Below are 13,883 nucleotides of genomic sequence, written 5' to 3'. Positions count from 1 at the left end.
TTACCGTGCCCGGCGCCGCCGCTCGTACCGCGCACGCGCGAGGTCACAGGCGTGGCGGAGCAGCTGTCGCACCGCCGCGTCGGTCCGCGGGCCCGGATTCACGACCGCGAGCCAGGCGGCGGAGCCGTAGACGGGGTGAGCGATCACGACGTCGGTGACGCCGGGGTCGACATGGGTGACGTCGGTGACGCCGGGGCCGACGTCGCCGGCGGGTTCGCCCGGTGCGTGTCCGGTCCGTTCGCCGAACGTCTCCTTCCCCACGGCTACGTTGACGCGGAAGGCGCCCGGCCGGTCCAGTCGCGACGTCTCGTCGCCCGGGTAGTTCTTCGTCACGATCGTCGCGAAGGGCTGGATCATCTGCGGCACGACGCCGTCGGGAGCGTAGTAGAAGAACGTGTCCCCCCAGCTGATCTCCGGTGAGCCGTCCCCGGCCTCCGGCCTGACGGCCAGGGATCCGTCGAGGCCTGCCACGAAGTCGATGATCTCGTCGATGGTCATGAGATCGAGCGTTTCATTAAGGTGCTTGTGGAGACTTCGAGCCGCCTCGATCCGCCTTCGAGCCGACTTCCTGAGGAGTGACGGGTGCCAACCCTCAACTCGCCCGTCCTGCGCACGGCCGATGTGGCGCGCCGTGCCGGGTACTCGGTCCAGCAGATCCGCAACCTCGAACGGGACGGCGTCCTGCCCCCGGCGGCGCGTACGGCCGCGGGCTACCGGGTCTACGGCGAGGCCCATCTGCGGTCCGCGCTGGCCTACCGGGCCCTCGCGGCCGGCACGGGCCCGGTCGAGGCCAAGCGGATCATGCGGTCCGCGCACGGACACCCGGTCGCGGAGGTCCTCGCCCTGCTCGACGCGGCACACGCCCGCCTCGACCGGGAGCGTACGGAGCTGGGCCTCGCCAGGGAGGCCGCCGCGTCGATCGCCGCGGAACCGGTCGACGACGTACGCCCCTCGGACGCGATGACCGTCTCCGAACTCGCCGCCGCGCTCGGAGTGCGCCCGTCGACGCTGCGGCACTGGGACGCCGAGGGCCTCGCGGTTCCGGACCGGCTCCCTCCGCGAGGAACGCGGCGGTACTCACCGGCCCAGGCGCGGGACGCCCGGATCGTGCACCAACTACGCCGCGCCGGCTACCGGATCGCACCGCTCCGGGCCTTGATGCCGAGCCTGCGACGCGGGCACGGACGGGAGGAGACGGAAGCGGCACTGGCCGCCCGGGACGCGGACATCACGGCACGCTCCCGGGCCCTGCTCGAAGCCGCGGCCCCACTCGGCGCGGCCCTGACCGCGGGTGGATCACTGGCGTAGGCTCCGGCTGTTCGCATGCGGGGGCATGCATGGCCGAGGGGGCGTACATGAGTGATTCCTGGAGAGACGACGCACCGGACAGCGGTGTCCCGGACGACGGGGTCCCGGACGACGGGCCAGGTCCGCGTCCCCGGCGCCGGCTCCGGCGCCTGGCGATCACCGTCCTCGTCCTGGCGGTTCCGGTGGGAGGGCTGGTCTGGCTGTTCCAGGACGACCTGTTCCACCCGTTCGGCGACCCACGGGCCTGCGAGGGCAGCGACGCGCCGCTGTCAGGTCAGTTCGGCGCAGGGGGCGCACCGCTCCCCGGGGACGCGTCCGACGTCCACTACTACACGCGGGAGGGCCACACCGAACTCTCCTTCGTGAGCAGCCGGGTACCCGACTTCCTCCACACGGCGGGCTTCCTCCCGGCGGAGGCATCCCCGTTCGAGGAGCAGTACGTCGACGACAAGTACGCGCTCGGCGAGGGCGAGACCGAACTCCCGAGGGGCCTGTGCGGCACCGGCATCCGGGGCCCCGTCCTGACCTACGGCAGCACGGCCGCCACCATCATGATCGAACGCTCCCCCTTCACCACGGACCGCTTCCGGGCCCCGGCGCGCGCCATCATCACGTACAACAACCCCTGACACGGGGGCGGTACGGGTGGCTTCAGGCGTGCGGGGTGGGCCGGTAGACGAGTTCCTGGATGTTGCCGTCGAGCGTCCGGCTGTCGAGCAGTTCGAGGTCGAAGTCGGCCGCGCCCTCGAAGACCGGATGGTCACCGGTCCTGCCCGTGATCACGGGGAAGAGCGTCACCTGGACGTGGTCGACCAGGCCGGCGGCCATCAGAGTCCGGTTCAGCGCCATGCTGCCGTGCGAGCGCAACGGCACGTCGGACTCCTCCTTGAGCCGGGAGACCACATCAACGGCGTCACCGCTCACGACGGTCGCGTCCGGCCACCGGAGAGGCCCCTCCAGAGTGCTCGACACCACCGTCGCGGGCAGGTTCCTCATCCGGGTGACCCACGGATCCGGGTCCCGCCCCGCCCCCTCGAAGGCCGGGGTCAGTACCTGCGCGAACATCCGAAAGGTCGTGCCCCCGAAGACCATCCGCTGCTCGGCCCCGTACAGGGAGAGGCGGTGGTCGAGCAGTTCCGGGCCTTGCTTGCCCCAGTAGCCACCCCAGTCGGGAGTGCTGGGACGGCCGTAGCCGTCGAGGGTGGAGAAGACGTCGAAGGTGTAGGTGGCGGCCATGGTGCCCTCCTCGGGTGCGGTCACTCGGGTGCATGGTTCTGGACCGGCCGTCACGGCAGAACTCATCGCTGCTCGACGGAAACAGATGGGTGAGCGCGGACGGCGCGGACGCCAGGACCCGCGCGGGGCCGTCTCCGGGAGGAGCGGGCATTCACGGCAGGGAAGACACGCGGAAAACTGCCCGGTACCGGCATGGTGAGGCCCCACCCGGCCGGTGGAGCATGTGGACATCTTCGAACCGGGCGTAGCACTCGTCCCGGACCTCACCTGATCGCAGCGGAGCAGCTCCATGACATGGGTAGTGGGAACAGGCATGCTCATCGGCCTGCTGGCCGTCGCCTGGGGAATCGTCACGCTTCGGACGGGCTGGCTCCCGCCCACGGCGCGCCGCCACGTCACGAGGCCCCGGTTCCACGGCCTCGGCGCCCTGCTCACGGGCATGTCCCTCCTTCTGCACGGCCTCTTCCACTTCGGGACCGCGCCGGGCGCCTTCTGGGAGGTCCGCTTCTTCGGCGGAAACGCCCTCCTGCTGTCCGGTCTCCTCCTCATCGCCCTCAGCCAGCTCCCGCTCCGGCGTCGTCCTCACCACGCCGATCCGTCGGAATCCTGAAAAGGAAGAGAGATCGGCAGATCGCGACCGGGGAGCCACGGGACGGTACACCGCGGCTAACGCGCCACCCGGTAGCGCAGGTGGACGACTTGTGAGCTGAAGGTACGCGTCTCGACGAGTTCGAGATCGACCCTGCGCTCGCGCCGGGGAAAGAACGGGATGCCGCCGCCCACCAGAACCGGGTGGACCCTGGCCCGGTACTCGTCGATCAGACCGGACGCACCCACCTCGGCGGCGAGAGTCGCGCCGCCGATCGCGATGACGCCCTCCCCCGGCTCGGCCCGCCACCGCTCGACCTCCTCCGCCGGGGTGCCGGTAGCCAGCCGGGCGTTGCCCTGCACGGCCGACAGCGTGCTGGAGAACACCACTTTGGGAATCGCCTTCCAGAGCGCGGCCCACTCCAGCATCGAATCGTCGAGCGAGGGGTCCTGGTCGGCGGTCTCCCAGTACAGCATCGTCTCGTACAGCCGTCGCCCCATGAAGTGGACGCCGACCTCCCGGATCTCATCGGTGACGAAACGGAAGACCTCCTCGTCGGGCGCCGACCAGTTGAAGTCCCCGTCCGGCCCGACGATGTAGCCGTCGAGTGAGACCCCCATCGAATATGTCACGCTGCGCATCGGACACGTCCTCCTCGGTAACGGGACTCGACAGTACGACCGCGCGCCACCGGTGACTCAGCACGGCTCGCGGGACACCGAAGCCAGGACACCCCACAATCGCTGACGGCAGATCTCCAGCAGCTGACCCGCCGCGTCCGATCGAGTCGCCCGCCCAGCAGGCCCACACGCTGCCGACGGTGCCCCTCGGTGCTGCGTCGAGGCGGTTCGTACAGGTGGCCCCATGACTGACGGGGAACGCGAGGTGGTCGGCCACCTCTGCGAGCACTGCGCGAACGCGACGGCACCGTGTGACAGGTCGAGGGCGATCGCGTCCAGGTACGCGGTACAGGCGGCCGGTGGCTGCACCGGGTCGAGCGCCGGCAGGTCATCCTCTACTGAGCAGCAGCCCGAGAGGTCGCAAGCCTCGTGCCGGGCCTGGTGAACGGGGAGCGTGCTACGCCCTCGAGACACCAGCTCGGCAGCCCAGGGACGCTTCGGAGCGCCGACTGCCTCGCATGTTCAGCCAAGGGGCCACGGCGCTCACCTACGCGTGTTCCATGCCGTTGTCAGTGCCGACCTCTAGGGTCTCAAGCGCGCGGTCGGCTTCCGGGGGCTCCAGCTCTGAAAAGAATGGTTGCATCCCCGACCTGTCCGGGGGCGGCCGGGAAAGTTCCGGACCTAACCGACGGTCGGGCTTCGTCGATGGCCAGCAAACGACCTGCCAGAGCCGGCCGCGCACCTGGCCCCCAACTGAAAGACGAACAAGGCCCCGGTTCCCGGCTCTTACCGGTGACCTGGACCTTCGTCGTGTTTCCTACCGGTGGGCGCGGACGGTTGTAAGCCCGGTGCCGATCACAAGACGCTCGTAGCAGGTCAACAGCCTTGCCACGCAGTAACACACGCCACGGCAACGCCGTCGAACTCGCCTGGTGGTACGCGTGCAGGCAGATCTTGCGCTCCTGGATTGCGAGCAACCCACCAGTTCCGGCCGCATCCAGCAATCCGCAGCAATCCCTGAGCAGCGTTCCGCTGTCCGACGCATCCTGGTCACCCGACCAGCAGCGACGGAGGGGGCACCATGGGGCTCAGGTTCATCGGCACGACCAGTGACAGCGGCGACTGCCCGACCCTGTACGAGATCGACGGCACCACCGACATCCTCGTCCAGGGCGACCGCGTCACCGACCCCGAGCACCTCACCCAACTGCGGGACGTCAAGCCGGAAGAGGCGTTCGTCCGTGTACCGCGCGACCTCCTCATCCGCTTCGCACCGCGCACCGAAGCGAGGGACATGGTCCCCTTCTCCACCATCACTCACCTCTTCGAGGACTTCTGGCACACCGCGTTCCGGCTGGAGACCCGCTGCGGATACGCCACCGACCGGCGCAGTGAGAAGTGGCGGCGTTGGCAGGGTGGTGCGGACATCGCTGCGGAGCCGGACGACGCGTGGCGGGAGAACGTCCGCCGGCAGGTCGGGCAGGGAAAGCGGTTCGAGCGGGTGCGCCTGGTCGACTCGCCGCTCACCGACGGCCAACGGTTCCTTCTGGCCAGCGGGCCCAGCAACGTGGCCGCCGGCGAGGACATCCGCAACCTGCCCCGGGCGCAGGCCGTACAGCTGGGTCTCCCGGACTACGACTTCTGGCTGTTCGACTCCCGACTCGTCGCGCGCTTCGTCTTCGACGAGGAGGACGCCACCCTCGGGGTCATCCTGAGCGAGGACCCCGCCGATGTCGGTGCTGCCTGCCAGGCCCGGGACGCTGCCTGGCACCACGCGATCCGCACCGCCGAGTTCGCCAGGACGGTAACTTCGACTGTGTGAGCACAGACTTCCAGTCCGCCCGAGTCGCCCTCGGCGCCCGGCTCCGTGAGCTGCGCACCGAGGCCGGCCTCGACGGGAAGGGCGTGGCTGCCGCGCTCGGCTGGCAGCGGTCGAAGGTCTCGCGGCTGGAGACCGGAAAGCAGACCCCGTCGGCCCATGACCTCACTGCGTGGGCCTAGGCGGTCGGCCGAGCGGACCTGACCGGGGAGCTGAAGGGCAGGCTCGTCGGCCTGGAGACGCAGTACCGGTCGTGGCGCCGTCAGCTGGCAGGCGGGCACCGGGCCCGCCAAGAGCTCGCCATCGCGGAGACCTCGACGACGCAGACGATTCGCGGCGTCGAGGTCTCCCGCATTCCGGGACTGTTCCAGACTGCGGACTACGCGCGGCACGCCTTCGAAGCGAACGCCGAATTCCGGCAGGTGCCTCGGGATATCGAGGACGCGGTCCGTACGCGGATCCGCCGGCAGGAGTCCCTGTACGAACCCGGGAAGAAGTTCAGGTTCCTTGTGTGGGAGGCAGCTCTCCACATGCTGACCTGCCCGCGCGAGGTCATGGCCGCGCAACTCGACCGCCTCGCCGGGCTCATCGGCTTGGACACCATCGAGCTCGGCATCATCCCTTTCGGGGCTCAGCTGCGGCGCGCACCGGGGCACGGGTTCTGGATCTACGACCGGCGCCTCGTGATCGTCGAGACGATCAACGCGGAGATGTGGCTCGACGACGAGGAGAACATCGCCCTGTACGAGAGGGCGTGGGACTGGATGGCGGAAGCCTCCGTCCATGGACCGCAGGCACGCCGTCTGATCGGCCGCGCGCGGGCGTCTCTGGACCTCTCGTAAGCAACCGCGACCAACCCGGCGGGCCCCGTTCGCAATCCGCCGCAATCGACGCGCACCACTGCGCCCCGCTTCCTTAACGTGCTGGTCATGGCCACACGGACACGCAGTCCGGGCGCGGACTGGCTGGCATCCTGCGCCCCGGACCCTGTACAGGTGCACCGCGCGTGGGATCACGACGAACTCGCGCTCGTCCCCACCGGCCGGTGCTGGCTGGCCGTCGAGGCCGCCCTCATGCCGAGCGTGACCGCCATGCAACGCGTCGGCCCCGCCCGGCTCGGCCCCGTCCTCGTCCACCCGGGAGCCGACCGCGCATGGTGGCTGATTCCGACCGGCGTAGGGCAGCTCCTGGACGACCTGCCGCAGCTGACCGTGCACCCGGCCGGGTGGGCTCTTCTCTGCCCGCCGGCCGACCGGTACCACGACGGCCTCGGATGGCTGGAGAAGCCGGATGGGTCCGGACGCCTCACCGAACCAACCGCGCTTCGTGCCGCGTTCGGCCCTGGCGGAAATCTCCGCCTCTCTGCCGGGGCGTTCTGTTGACGGCCGTGGAGGCAGGCCGAGCACTGCCCGCCCCGGAGTCGCTGACCTCCCAGCAGCAGCGCGGCGTCGACTGCGTGTGGTGCGGGAGGCCGCTGCGCAACGGACACGCCGTCGACCTCGGAACGCAGAAGCTCGACCTCGGCGGCTGCGTCGTCCGCTGGTTCCCCCGCTCTTGTCCCACCTCATGCCCGAAGGGATAACAACCGTGACCACACCTCAGCAGCCCGCACCCACCCCGGAACGCAAGCCACAGCTCCGGCACCGAACCGCGCAGGACGCCGAGCTGGACAACCTCATCTGGCTACAGAAAACCCGGTCCAGCCGCCTCGGCCTCGACCAGAAGCGCTGAGACTCCCGCCCCGACCGCGCGCTCCTTGGCAGGACTGCGGTCGGAGCGGACTACCACCCGCTCAACGAGACGGAGGCTCAACATGCGTACCACCAACGTGACGAACTCGGCCTCGGCAGAAGGCAGGGGTGTGTGATGGTCAGCATCTTGAGGGCACCCACCGCCAGCCTCACCGCCGTCCGCATCTGCGAGGCGTGCTGGACTGCCCCGGCCGAGGGCACCCGCGTCACGGCCGACGGCACCGACCGGGTGTGCAGGGCCTGCGCGATCGGCCAGTACCCGCGCCGCGTCGACCTGTTCCCGCCGCTCGGCATCTTCGGGCTGACGGCGGAGAAGAAGAAGCGGCCGAGCAAGCCACCGCAGATGCCGCGGGATCCGGGCCCTGCGCCGCCTCCGGGCCGGACGGTGCAGCCGCCGCCGGGTACCTCGCCGGTCTAATCCGTTGACCTCCCCGCCCGTGGCCATCGCCGACCCCTTGGCTGCGGGCCGATGGCCCGGCGGCGGGTGAGCACACAGGCGGGGACGGGGCGTGGCGCCCGTCCACGCTCACCGCTCCGACGACCTTACTGGAGGCTGCGAGAAAAGATCCCTTTACGCAGTGTTCGTGCTCGCCGTGGCTTTGGGGCTGCGGCGAGGAGAGGTTCTCGGACTCCGCTGGTCAGACATCGATCTGGAGCGCCGCACGCTCACCGTGCGGAACCAGATCCAGCGGGTGCAGAAGGAGTTGTACGCGGACTCCACGAAGAACCGCCGCACGCGCGCCATTCCCGTACCGCTCATGTGCGTGGCGCCCCTTCGCTGGCAGCGTCTCCGCCAAGCCAAGCAGCGCCACGACGCCGGGCAAGCCTGGCATGACAGCGACTACGTGTTCACGACCAGGACCGGACGAACGATCGAGCCGAGGAACCTCAGCCGGTCGTTCGAGCGCATCACGGAGGGCGCGGGACTGCGTCGCATTCGTCTGCACGACGCTCGGTACGGATGCGCCACGCTCCTGTTCGCCGCCGGTGTGCCGGCGCGCGTCGTGATGGAGATCCTGGGTCACTCGCAGATCGCCGTCACGATGAACATCTACACCCACGTTTCTGACGACAAACGACGGGAGGCCATGGGACACATGGACCGCCTCCTTCGACGCCGCCGCTGACGTCCAGGCTTGCCTCCCGTAGTCCCGCTGCGGGAGGCAAGCCTGAGTCCACGAGGCATTCAGGTAGAACTGGGGTCTTCGGAAACTGGTAGATATCTCCCAACACCCCCTGCACACTGTGCACATGCCGAGTACCGACGCACAGTTGTCAACCATCGCCGATTGGATCGACAGCGCAGCGCTGGCCGAGACATCCCTTCAGGCTCACAGGAGATTTAACGAAAAGATCCCTATCAGCGAGCACGAAGGCCCAGTGGAACCCATTGGCGGCATTTCTGCAATCAGGCGGGCAGCCGCATGGGCCTTCGCGTACCATGTTCAAGTTGTTGAGAATGACAGCAAATGGCGAGTGCAGATCGTTCCCTACTTCCAAGGGCCAGACAGTCACTCCATTCCACCCCAGGTCTCCGACGTTTCCGATTTCGGCGCAGAAATCTGGACGGCACTTTGCGCGAAAACTTCCTCCCATTTCGGCAAGGCTCGTTTGCACCACCTGTTGTTCGACAGAAAAGTTGGACGAGTACGCGATCATGCCATTCTCGCCGCACAGTCCTATCTGAAGTTGGCGGGAACCTGGGAGAAGGAACTAGACAAAGGAGAATGCCTCAACATAGCGCTTCGCCTTGCGCGCGCGGTAGGAAAGCATGACCTTGCCGAAAACGCAATAGCCGAGATGCTGACTCTCGCCACCAATGCGATCGCAGGCGATGCAGATATGCCCGGCGCGGCGACTCATGTACTCGGCCCGCTGATCGGCGAGCGAGTTCCGCCAAAGGCGTTGCATGGCCTACTAGACGATGCCATCGCCAGATACAGCTCCCCGTTCATTAAAGCTCAATTCTTCAGCCTCAAGCTGCGCCTTCACAAAGGGGAGGCGGAACGCAGCGCCATCTACTCTGACCTCGTTCAGATGTGGCTGGACGCAGCAGCAACGGCAACCGGGCTCGTCCGAGCCGGACACCTCAAGACGGCCCTGCAGCACGCCCAAACATCTGCGGTACCTCATCTCATTGACCGGGCAGCGAGCTCTCTGCAAGCACTACGAAATGAGGATCTGGGACTTAAATCATTCATCGCCTCCAGCGCCGTAAGTCGGGAGGAGTTTGAGTCCTATCCAAAACCAGTAGTAGATTGCCCCGACTGGCAGCACGCTTTGCTCCACTTCGTATATTCCTACGGCCCAGCAACTGGATCCGTTGAGAACACTAGAAGAAGCGCCGCAGAGTACGCGAAACACTCTGTCATCGCAGACCTAGCCACAATGGAACTAATTGGATCCGACGGACTTCCTAGATTTTCACCTCAAAGCGACGCCGAGATCGAGGAAGTGCGCCTGACGCGCCAGGAAAGCTTCACCCTGCAACACATGGCCCCCCTACTGGCCATCGCACTTCATAGAATCGCAGAGACACACGGCGTGCCGACAGAGGAAGACCTAACGAGCTTTTTCGCTCAAGGGGAACTAACAGATGCCGAGCTCGCCTCATCCATTGCACGATGTTTCATTCGCTACTGGTCCGGAGACGTCGAAGGGGCGACCTTCACCATCGCGCCAAAAGTTGAGACACTAGCCCGGAATCTGGTGCTAGCGCTTGACGCGGGAGTATACAAACTACAGCGAAACGAAAAGCCAGGGCAGTACCCCGGCCTGGGGTACTTGCTAGGGGTTCTGCGCACAAAAGACATGGATGAATCGTGGTACCGCAGTATCCTCACTATTTGCGGAAACCCAGCGGGCGGCTGGAACCTGCGCAACGAGATCGCTCACGGATTCATACCCGCTGCTGGGTCACCTGCGGCAGCCCTGCTGTTCCAGTGTGTGATCTACCTCTGGAGCCTCGGCGCGAAGCCACAGAACGTTGACGCCGGGGTGGAGGAGGCAGAAGAAGGGCAAGCCTGACTGCCGTCACCTACTACCGTCAACGCCCCCGCAGCGGCTCGCTGCGGGGGCGTTCTGGCTGGTGGGCGCGGACGGTTTCGAACCGCCGACATCTGCTTTGTAAGAGCAGCGCTCTACCCCTGAGCTACGCACCCGTGGATGAGGCAACAGGTTACATGGCCCAGGGCCCCCGGCCGCAATCCGGTTCCGTCGGCCCGGGGAGCCGCGAGGGAGCAGCCGGGGAGCAGTCGGTGCGGCGCGGTACGGGGGTTACCCCCACCCCGAGACGGTAGCCGTCCGGATCGTCCGCGGGGTGGGGGCGTACATACGGTGGTGGCACTTCGGCAGCGCTCTCAGGGGGATCCGACATCATGACCATCCGTACGCGACGCACCGACGCACTCGTGGCCGCCGCCGGGACCGTGCTCCTCGTGGCCGCGCTCAGTGGCTGCGGCAGTACGGATGCCGAGGACGCCGCCGCCGAGCACAAGTCGTTCGCCTTCGAGGGGAAGGCGCTGACCATCGACGCCGAGAACTCGACCCTGGAGCTCGTGCCCGCCGATGTGGATCAGATCGAGGTCACCCGGCGGGTCGACGGGTGGGTCGTGCTGGGCAGTGGGCCCGATCCCGTGTGGAAGCTCGACGGGGACGAGCTGCGGCTCGAGGTCAAGTGCCACGCGGTGATCAGCAACTGTGAGGCCCACCATGAGGTGAAGGTCCCGCGCGGGCTGGCCCTGACCGTGCAGGGGGACAACGGGAAGGTCACCGCCACCGGCTTCAGTGCTCCGCTCAAGATCTCCGCCGACAACGGCGGGGTCAGGGTGCGTGACGTCTCCGGGCCGCTCGACGTGACCTCCGACAACGGTTCGATCGACGCGGAGCGGATCTCGGGGGCCTCCGTGATCGCCCGTGCGGACAACGGGGCGGTCAGGATCGGGTTCAGCCGCGTCCCTGATCTGGTGGACACGGTCAGTGACAACGGGAGCATCGCCATCGATCTGCCGGCCGGGAAGAGTACGTACGCGGTCTCCGCCCACGCCGACAACGGCCATGTCTCCGTCAAGGTGCCCCGCAGCGACAGCAGCAAGCACGTGGTGAAGGCGCGCAGCGACAACGGTGAAGTCACCGTCCGAAGTGCGAACTAACCGGCCCGTGCGTTCGTCCTAACTGGTGCGAGAATGAACCGGGCAGGGTGGATCGGCACGGGAGAGGGATGTGACGGCGACACACACGCGGCCGCAGGCGAAAGCGGGTGTTGGTTCCGCCGTCAAGGACGTCCTGGTGCTGATGCTGCTGCCGGTTCCCCTGGTCGCCGCCGCGCTGCCGGGTGCCTTCGCGGGCGGTGGTACGCGCCGGTGGTTCGGGGGGCGCGGGGAGAATCAGCGCGCGGACGCGCAGGCGGCGAAGGACGCCGCGGCCGAGGCGTTCTACGAGCTGGACACCGCTCAGCGCGATCTGCGGATCTCGATCGAGACGATCACCGCCGTGGACAGCTCGCCCCGTGGCCGTAAGGCCGTGGAGGACTTCGCGGCGCTGGGCCGGCGGATCGACGAGGTCAGCCACGCGTACATCACCGCGGTCGACGCCCATGACCTCGACCGGGACGATCTGGAGCCCTCGGCCGCGGCCGGTGCGCGGACCCAGCTGACCCGGGCCAAGGACGATCTGGTGCGGGTGAAGGGGGAGCTCGACCGGTTCGCCCAGGGGCTCGGGACGCTGCTCAGCAGCGCGGAGACCCAGCTCGCGCGGCTCGCTCCGGCGGTGGAGCGGGCACGTCAGGCGTTGCTCGCCGCGAGCAACGCCCTGGATTCCGTACGCGCCTCCGGGCTGCGGGCCGACGATCTCGCGTCCCGGCTCGCCGCTCTCGCCCCCGAGCTGACCAAGCTCAACCAGGGCGCCGGGCAGCACGGCGTCGCCGAGACGCTGCAGCGGGCCGATCAGGTGCTGCGGGAAGCCGAAGCGCTCCGTGCGGAGGCGGACCAGCTGCCCGAGCGGGCCGCCGAGATCGACCGCAGGCTGGTGTCGCTGCGCACCCGCGCCCAGGCCCTCACGACGCGCGCCGGGCAGGTCGAGCCGGTGCTCAGCGAGCTGCGGCGGCGCTTCTCGGCCGCCTGCTGGCAGGACCTCCAGCCGGTTCCCGAGCAGGCGGCGGTCAATGTCCGGCAGGCCGAGGCGAAGCTCTCGGAGGCCGCCGAGGCGCGGTCCGAGCAGCGCTGGGCCGACGCCACATCCCGGCTGAGCACGGTCCGGGCGCTGCTCAACGCGACCGACGAGGCGGTGTCGGCGGCCGGGGACCGGCTGCGGCAGCTCGACGCGGTGGCCAAGAATCCGCAGGCCGAGACCGACCGCACCCGGTTCGCGCTCCGGGACGCCCAGCGCCTCGCCATGGCCGGGCGCCACACACCCGACCCGCGCCATGCCCGCCCGCTGGACGACGCCGTGGCGCGGCTGGAGCGGGCGATCGAGGGGCTCGAGGGACGCCACCCCGACTACTGGCACTTCCTCACCGAGACGGAGGCCGTGCGGCAGACGGCGAACCGGGTGGTCTCGGCCATCCGCGAGGAGCTGGGAGGCGGCGCCTGAGCGCGCCACGGTGACGCGGGCGGGGGCGAAGACGGAGGCGGGGACGGGGCGAGGGGTGACCGATTTGTCCCCGGCAGCCGGTGGGCCGATCCTGGAGGTACGCAGCGGCTTCCGCTGACGCGTCCCTGGCCGTACACGGCCGAAGGAGGCCGTCATGGCCACTCATGTCCTGCATCCCCCGCGCCGGCGCGGGAAGCCGGCCCGGCGTAAGGGTTTCCTCGACGAGCAACTGCCCGTCGACCACCGCCTGAGCCAGGTCTACCGGGTCGGGGCCGGCCTGATGGGCCTGCTGCTCGTGGTCTTCGGCATCCTGGGGCTCATCGACCGTATCGGCTTCTTCGACACCGGCGGCGACACGGTCGCGGGCCTCAACACCAACGGCGCGCTGAGCATCCTGTCGATCTGCGTCGGGCTGCTGCTCTTCGTGGGCATGGTCATCGGCGGGAACTTCGCCTCGACGCTGAACATGGTCCTGGGCATCGCCTTCATCCTCAGCGGGTTCGTGAATCTGGCCCTGCTGGACAGCAGCATGAACTTCCTGGCGTTCCAGATGCAGAACGTGCTGTTCAGCTTCGTGGTCGGGCTGTTGCTGATGATGTTCGGGATGTACGGAAGGGTCAGCGGCGGCCTGCCCCACGACAATCCGTACTGGCGTGCCCGTCACCCCGAGCAGGTCGAGAAGGAGCAGCGCCGCGCACGGCCGCCGATGCCCGAGGCCGTGGAGCGGAAGAGGCTCTAATCTGGGGCCATGCCTCGTTACGAGTACCGCTGCCGCCCCTGCGGCGAGACGTTCGAACTCAGCCGTCCGATGGCCGAGTCGTCCGATCCCGCCTCCTGCCCCGCCGGGCACGAGGACACCGTGAAGCTGCTCTCCACCGTGGCGGTGGGCGGGTCGGGCGCCTCCGCCCCGGCAGCCGCCCCCGCAGGCGGTGGCGGCGGGTGCTGCGGCGGAGGCTGCTGCGGCTGACCCG

General features: G+C 68.4%; 15 protein-coding genes, 1 tRNA gene and 2 pseudogenes. 14 read left to right on the top strand and 4 right to left on the bottom strand.

The window, feature by feature from the left end:
- A complete protein-coding gene (locus tag ACZ607_RS02160) occupies nucleotides 1-498 on the bottom strand; it encodes a DUF6194 family protein (RefSeq protein WP_469730816.1) in 498 nt (165 codons plus the stop codon).
- Between the two features lie 84 nt (nucleotides 499-582).
- Between ACZ607_RS02160 and ACZ607_RS02155 the strand changes: the two genes are divergently transcribed.
- Both ACZ607_RS02155 and ACZ607_RS02150 read left to right on the top strand, forming a co-directional pair.
- Complete coding sequence (locus ACZ607_RS02155; protein ID WP_469730814.1) at nucleotides 583-1,308, top strand: MerR family transcriptional regulator; 726 nt, start codon at nucleotides 583-585, stop codon at nucleotides 1,306-1,308.
- A gap of 47 nt (nucleotides 1,309-1,355) precedes the next feature.
- Nucleotides 1,356-1,937 (top strand): hypothetical protein, encoded by a 582-nt coding sequence (locus ACZ607_RS02150; RefSeq protein ID WP_469730812.1) that lies wholly within the window; start codon nucleotides 1,356-1,358, stop codon nucleotides 1,935-1,937.
- A gap of 22 nt (nucleotides 1,938-1,959) precedes the next feature.
- Here the strand turns inward: ACZ607_RS02150 and ACZ607_RS02145 are convergent, their stop codons facing one another.
- Nucleotides 1,960-2,544 (bottom strand): dihydrofolate reductase family protein, encoded by a 585-nt coding sequence (locus tag ACZ607_RS02145; protein WP_469731830.1) that lies wholly within the window; start codon nucleotides 2,542-2,544, stop codon nucleotides 1,960-1,962.
- Between the two features lie 289 nt (nucleotides 2,545-2,833).
- Between ACZ607_RS02145 and ACZ607_RS02140 the strand changes: the two genes are divergently transcribed.
- A complete protein-coding gene (locus ACZ607_RS02140; RefSeq protein ID WP_469730810.1) occupies nucleotides 2,834-3,154 on the top strand; it encodes a hypothetical protein in 321 nt (106 codons plus the stop codon).
- 56 nt (nucleotides 3,155-3,210) lie between these two features.
- Here ACZ607_RS02140 and ACZ607_RS02135 read toward each other — a convergent pair whose 3' ends face one another.
- Entirely contained in the window at nucleotides 3,211-3,774 is a 564-nt protein-coding gene (locus tag ACZ607_RS02135; RefSeq protein ID WP_469730808.1) for a dihydrofolate reductase family protein, read from the bottom strand.
- 1,060 nt (nucleotides 3,775-4,834) lie between these two features.
- On the opposite strand from ACZ607_RS02135, the gene ACZ607_RS02130 reads away from it, so the two are divergent.
- The 7 genes and pseudogenes from ACZ607_RS02130 (at nucleotide 4,835) to ACZ607_RS02100 (ending at nucleotide 10,350) form a co-directional block, all read left to right on the top strand.
- Nucleotides 4,835-5,575 carry a DUF6879 family protein gene (locus tag ACZ607_RS02130; RefSeq protein WP_469730806.1) on the top strand — a complete coding sequence of 247 codons (741 nt, stop codon included), beginning with the start codon at nucleotides 4,835-4,837 and terminating at the stop codon, nucleotides 5,573-5,575.
- Nucleotides 5,572-6,414: pseudogene (locus tag ACZ607_RS02125) on the top strand (helix-turn-helix domain-containing protein). The gene ACZ607_RS02130 and the pseudogene ACZ607_RS02125 overlap by 4 nt, the downstream one beginning before the upstream one ends.
- Before the next feature lie 87 nt (nucleotides 6,415-6,501).
- Nucleotides 6,502-6,954 (top strand): hypothetical protein, encoded by a 453-nt coding sequence (locus tag ACZ607_RS02120; RefSeq protein ID WP_469730804.1) that lies wholly within the window; start codon nucleotides 6,502-6,504, stop codon nucleotides 6,952-6,954.
- Nucleotides 6,955-7,159: 205 nt separating this feature from the next.
- Nucleotides 7,160-7,303 carry a hypothetical protein gene (locus tag ACZ607_RS02115; RefSeq protein ID WP_469730802.1) on the top strand — a complete coding sequence of 48 codons (144 nt, stop codon included), beginning with the start codon at nucleotides 7,160-7,162 and terminating at the stop codon, nucleotides 7,301-7,303.
- A gap of 147 nt (nucleotides 7,304-7,450) precedes the next feature.
- The gene (locus ACZ607_RS02110) at nucleotides 7,451-7,741 is read left to right on the top strand and encodes a hypothetical protein (RefSeq protein ID WP_469730800.1); all 291 of its coding nucleotides are present in this window, start codon (nucleotides 7,451-7,453) and stop codon (nucleotides 7,739-7,741) included.
- A 95-nt stretch (nucleotides 7,742-7,836) separates the two neighbouring features.
- Nucleotides 7,837-8,450 (top strand): annotated as a pseudogene (locus ACZ607_RS02105) (site-specific integrase); the annotation flags it as partial.
- Nucleotides 8,451-8,574: 124 nt separating this feature from the next.
- Nucleotides 8,575-10,350, top strand: coding sequence for a DUF4209 domain-containing protein (locus tag ACZ607_RS02100; protein ID WP_469730798.1), 1,776 nt, complete (start codon nucleotides 8,575-8,577; stop codon nucleotides 10,348-10,350).
- A 59-nt stretch (nucleotides 10,351-10,409) separates the two neighbouring features.
- Here ACZ607_RS02100 and ACZ607_RS02095 read toward each other — a convergent pair.
- Nucleotides 10,410-10,484: transfer RNA gene (locus ACZ607_RS02095), tRNA-Val, on the bottom strand.
- A 216-nt stretch (nucleotides 10,485-10,700) separates the two neighbouring features.
- On the opposite strand from ACZ607_RS02095, the gene ACZ607_RS02090 reads away from it, so the two are divergent.
- From ACZ607_RS02090 to ACZ607_RS02075, 4 genes are all read left to right on the top strand, one after another.
- Complete coding sequence (locus ACZ607_RS02090) at nucleotides 10,701-11,474, top strand: DUF4097 family beta strand repeat-containing protein (RefSeq protein WP_469730796.1); 774 nt, start codon at nucleotides 10,701-10,703, stop codon at nucleotides 11,472-11,474.
- Between the two features lie 70 nt (nucleotides 11,475-11,544).
- Nucleotides 11,545-12,912, top strand: coding sequence for a hypothetical protein (locus ACZ607_RS02085; RefSeq protein WP_469730794.1), 1,368 nt, complete (start codon nucleotides 11,545-11,547; stop codon nucleotides 12,910-12,912).
- 154 nt (nucleotides 12,913-13,066) lie between these two features.
- Nucleotides 13,067-13,651, top strand: coding sequence for a DUF4383 domain-containing protein (locus ACZ607_RS02080; protein WP_469730792.1), 585 nt, complete (start codon nucleotides 13,067-13,069; stop codon nucleotides 13,649-13,651).
- Nucleotides 13,652-13,660: 9 nt separating this feature from the next.
- Entirely contained in the window at nucleotides 13,661-13,879 is a 219-nt protein-coding gene (locus ACZ607_RS02075) for an FmdB family zinc ribbon protein (RefSeq protein WP_469730790.1), read from the top strand.
- The last annotated feature ends 4 nt before the right edge of the window (nucleotides 13,880-13,883 follow it).

The sequence above is a fragment of the Streptomyces sp. NPDC104381 genome, from assembly GCF_055583745.1.
Note: the sequence above shows the minus strand (reverse complement) of the source record. Positions and strands in the feature narration are given on the sequence as shown.

Excerpts from the sequence above, each read along its gene's own strand:
- ACZ607_RS02075 (WP_469730790.1), top strand. The coding sequence starts at position 13,661 with ATGCCTCGTTACGAGTACCGCTGCCGCCCCTGCGGCGAGACGTTCGAA.
- ACZ607_RS02135 (WP_469730808.1), bottom strand. The coding sequence starts at position 3,774 with ATGCGCAGCGTGACATATTCGATGGGGGTCTCACTCGACGGCTACATC.
- ACZ607_RS02100 (WP_469730798.1), top strand. The coding sequence starts at position 8,575 with ATGCCGAGTACCGACGCACAGTTGTCAACCATCGCCGATTGGATCGAC.
- ACZ607_RS02090 (WP_469730796.1), top strand. The coding sequence starts at position 10,701 with ATGACCATCCGTACGCGACGCACCGACGCACTCGTGGCCGCCGCCGGG.
- ACZ607_RS02160 (WP_469730816.1), bottom strand. The coding sequence starts at position 498 with ATGACCATCGACGAGATCATCGACTTCGTGGCAGGCCTCGACGGATCC.
- ACZ607_RS02140 (WP_469730810.1), top strand. The coding sequence starts at position 2,834 with ATGACATGGGTAGTGGGAACAGGCATGCTCATCGGCCTGCTGGCCGTC.
- ACZ607_RS02080 (WP_469730792.1), top strand. The coding sequence starts at position 13,067 with ATGGCCACTCATGTCCTGCATCCCCCGCGCCGGCGCGGGAAGCCGGCC.
- ACZ607_RS02145 (WP_469731830.1), bottom strand. The coding sequence starts at position 2,544 with ATGGCCGCCACCTACACCTTCGACGTCTTCTCCACCCTCGACGGCTAC.
- ACZ607_RS02120 (WP_469730804.1), top strand. The coding sequence starts at position 6,502 with ATGGCCACACGGACACGCAGTCCGGGCGCGGACTGGCTGGCATCCTGC.
- ACZ607_RS02150 (WP_469730812.1), top strand. The coding sequence starts at position 1,356 with ATGAGTGATTCCTGGAGAGACGACGCACCGGACAGCGGTGTCCCGGAC.
- ACZ607_RS02130 (WP_469730806.1), top strand. The coding sequence starts at position 4,835 with ATGGGGCTCAGGTTCATCGGCACGACCAGTGACAGCGGCGACTGCCCG.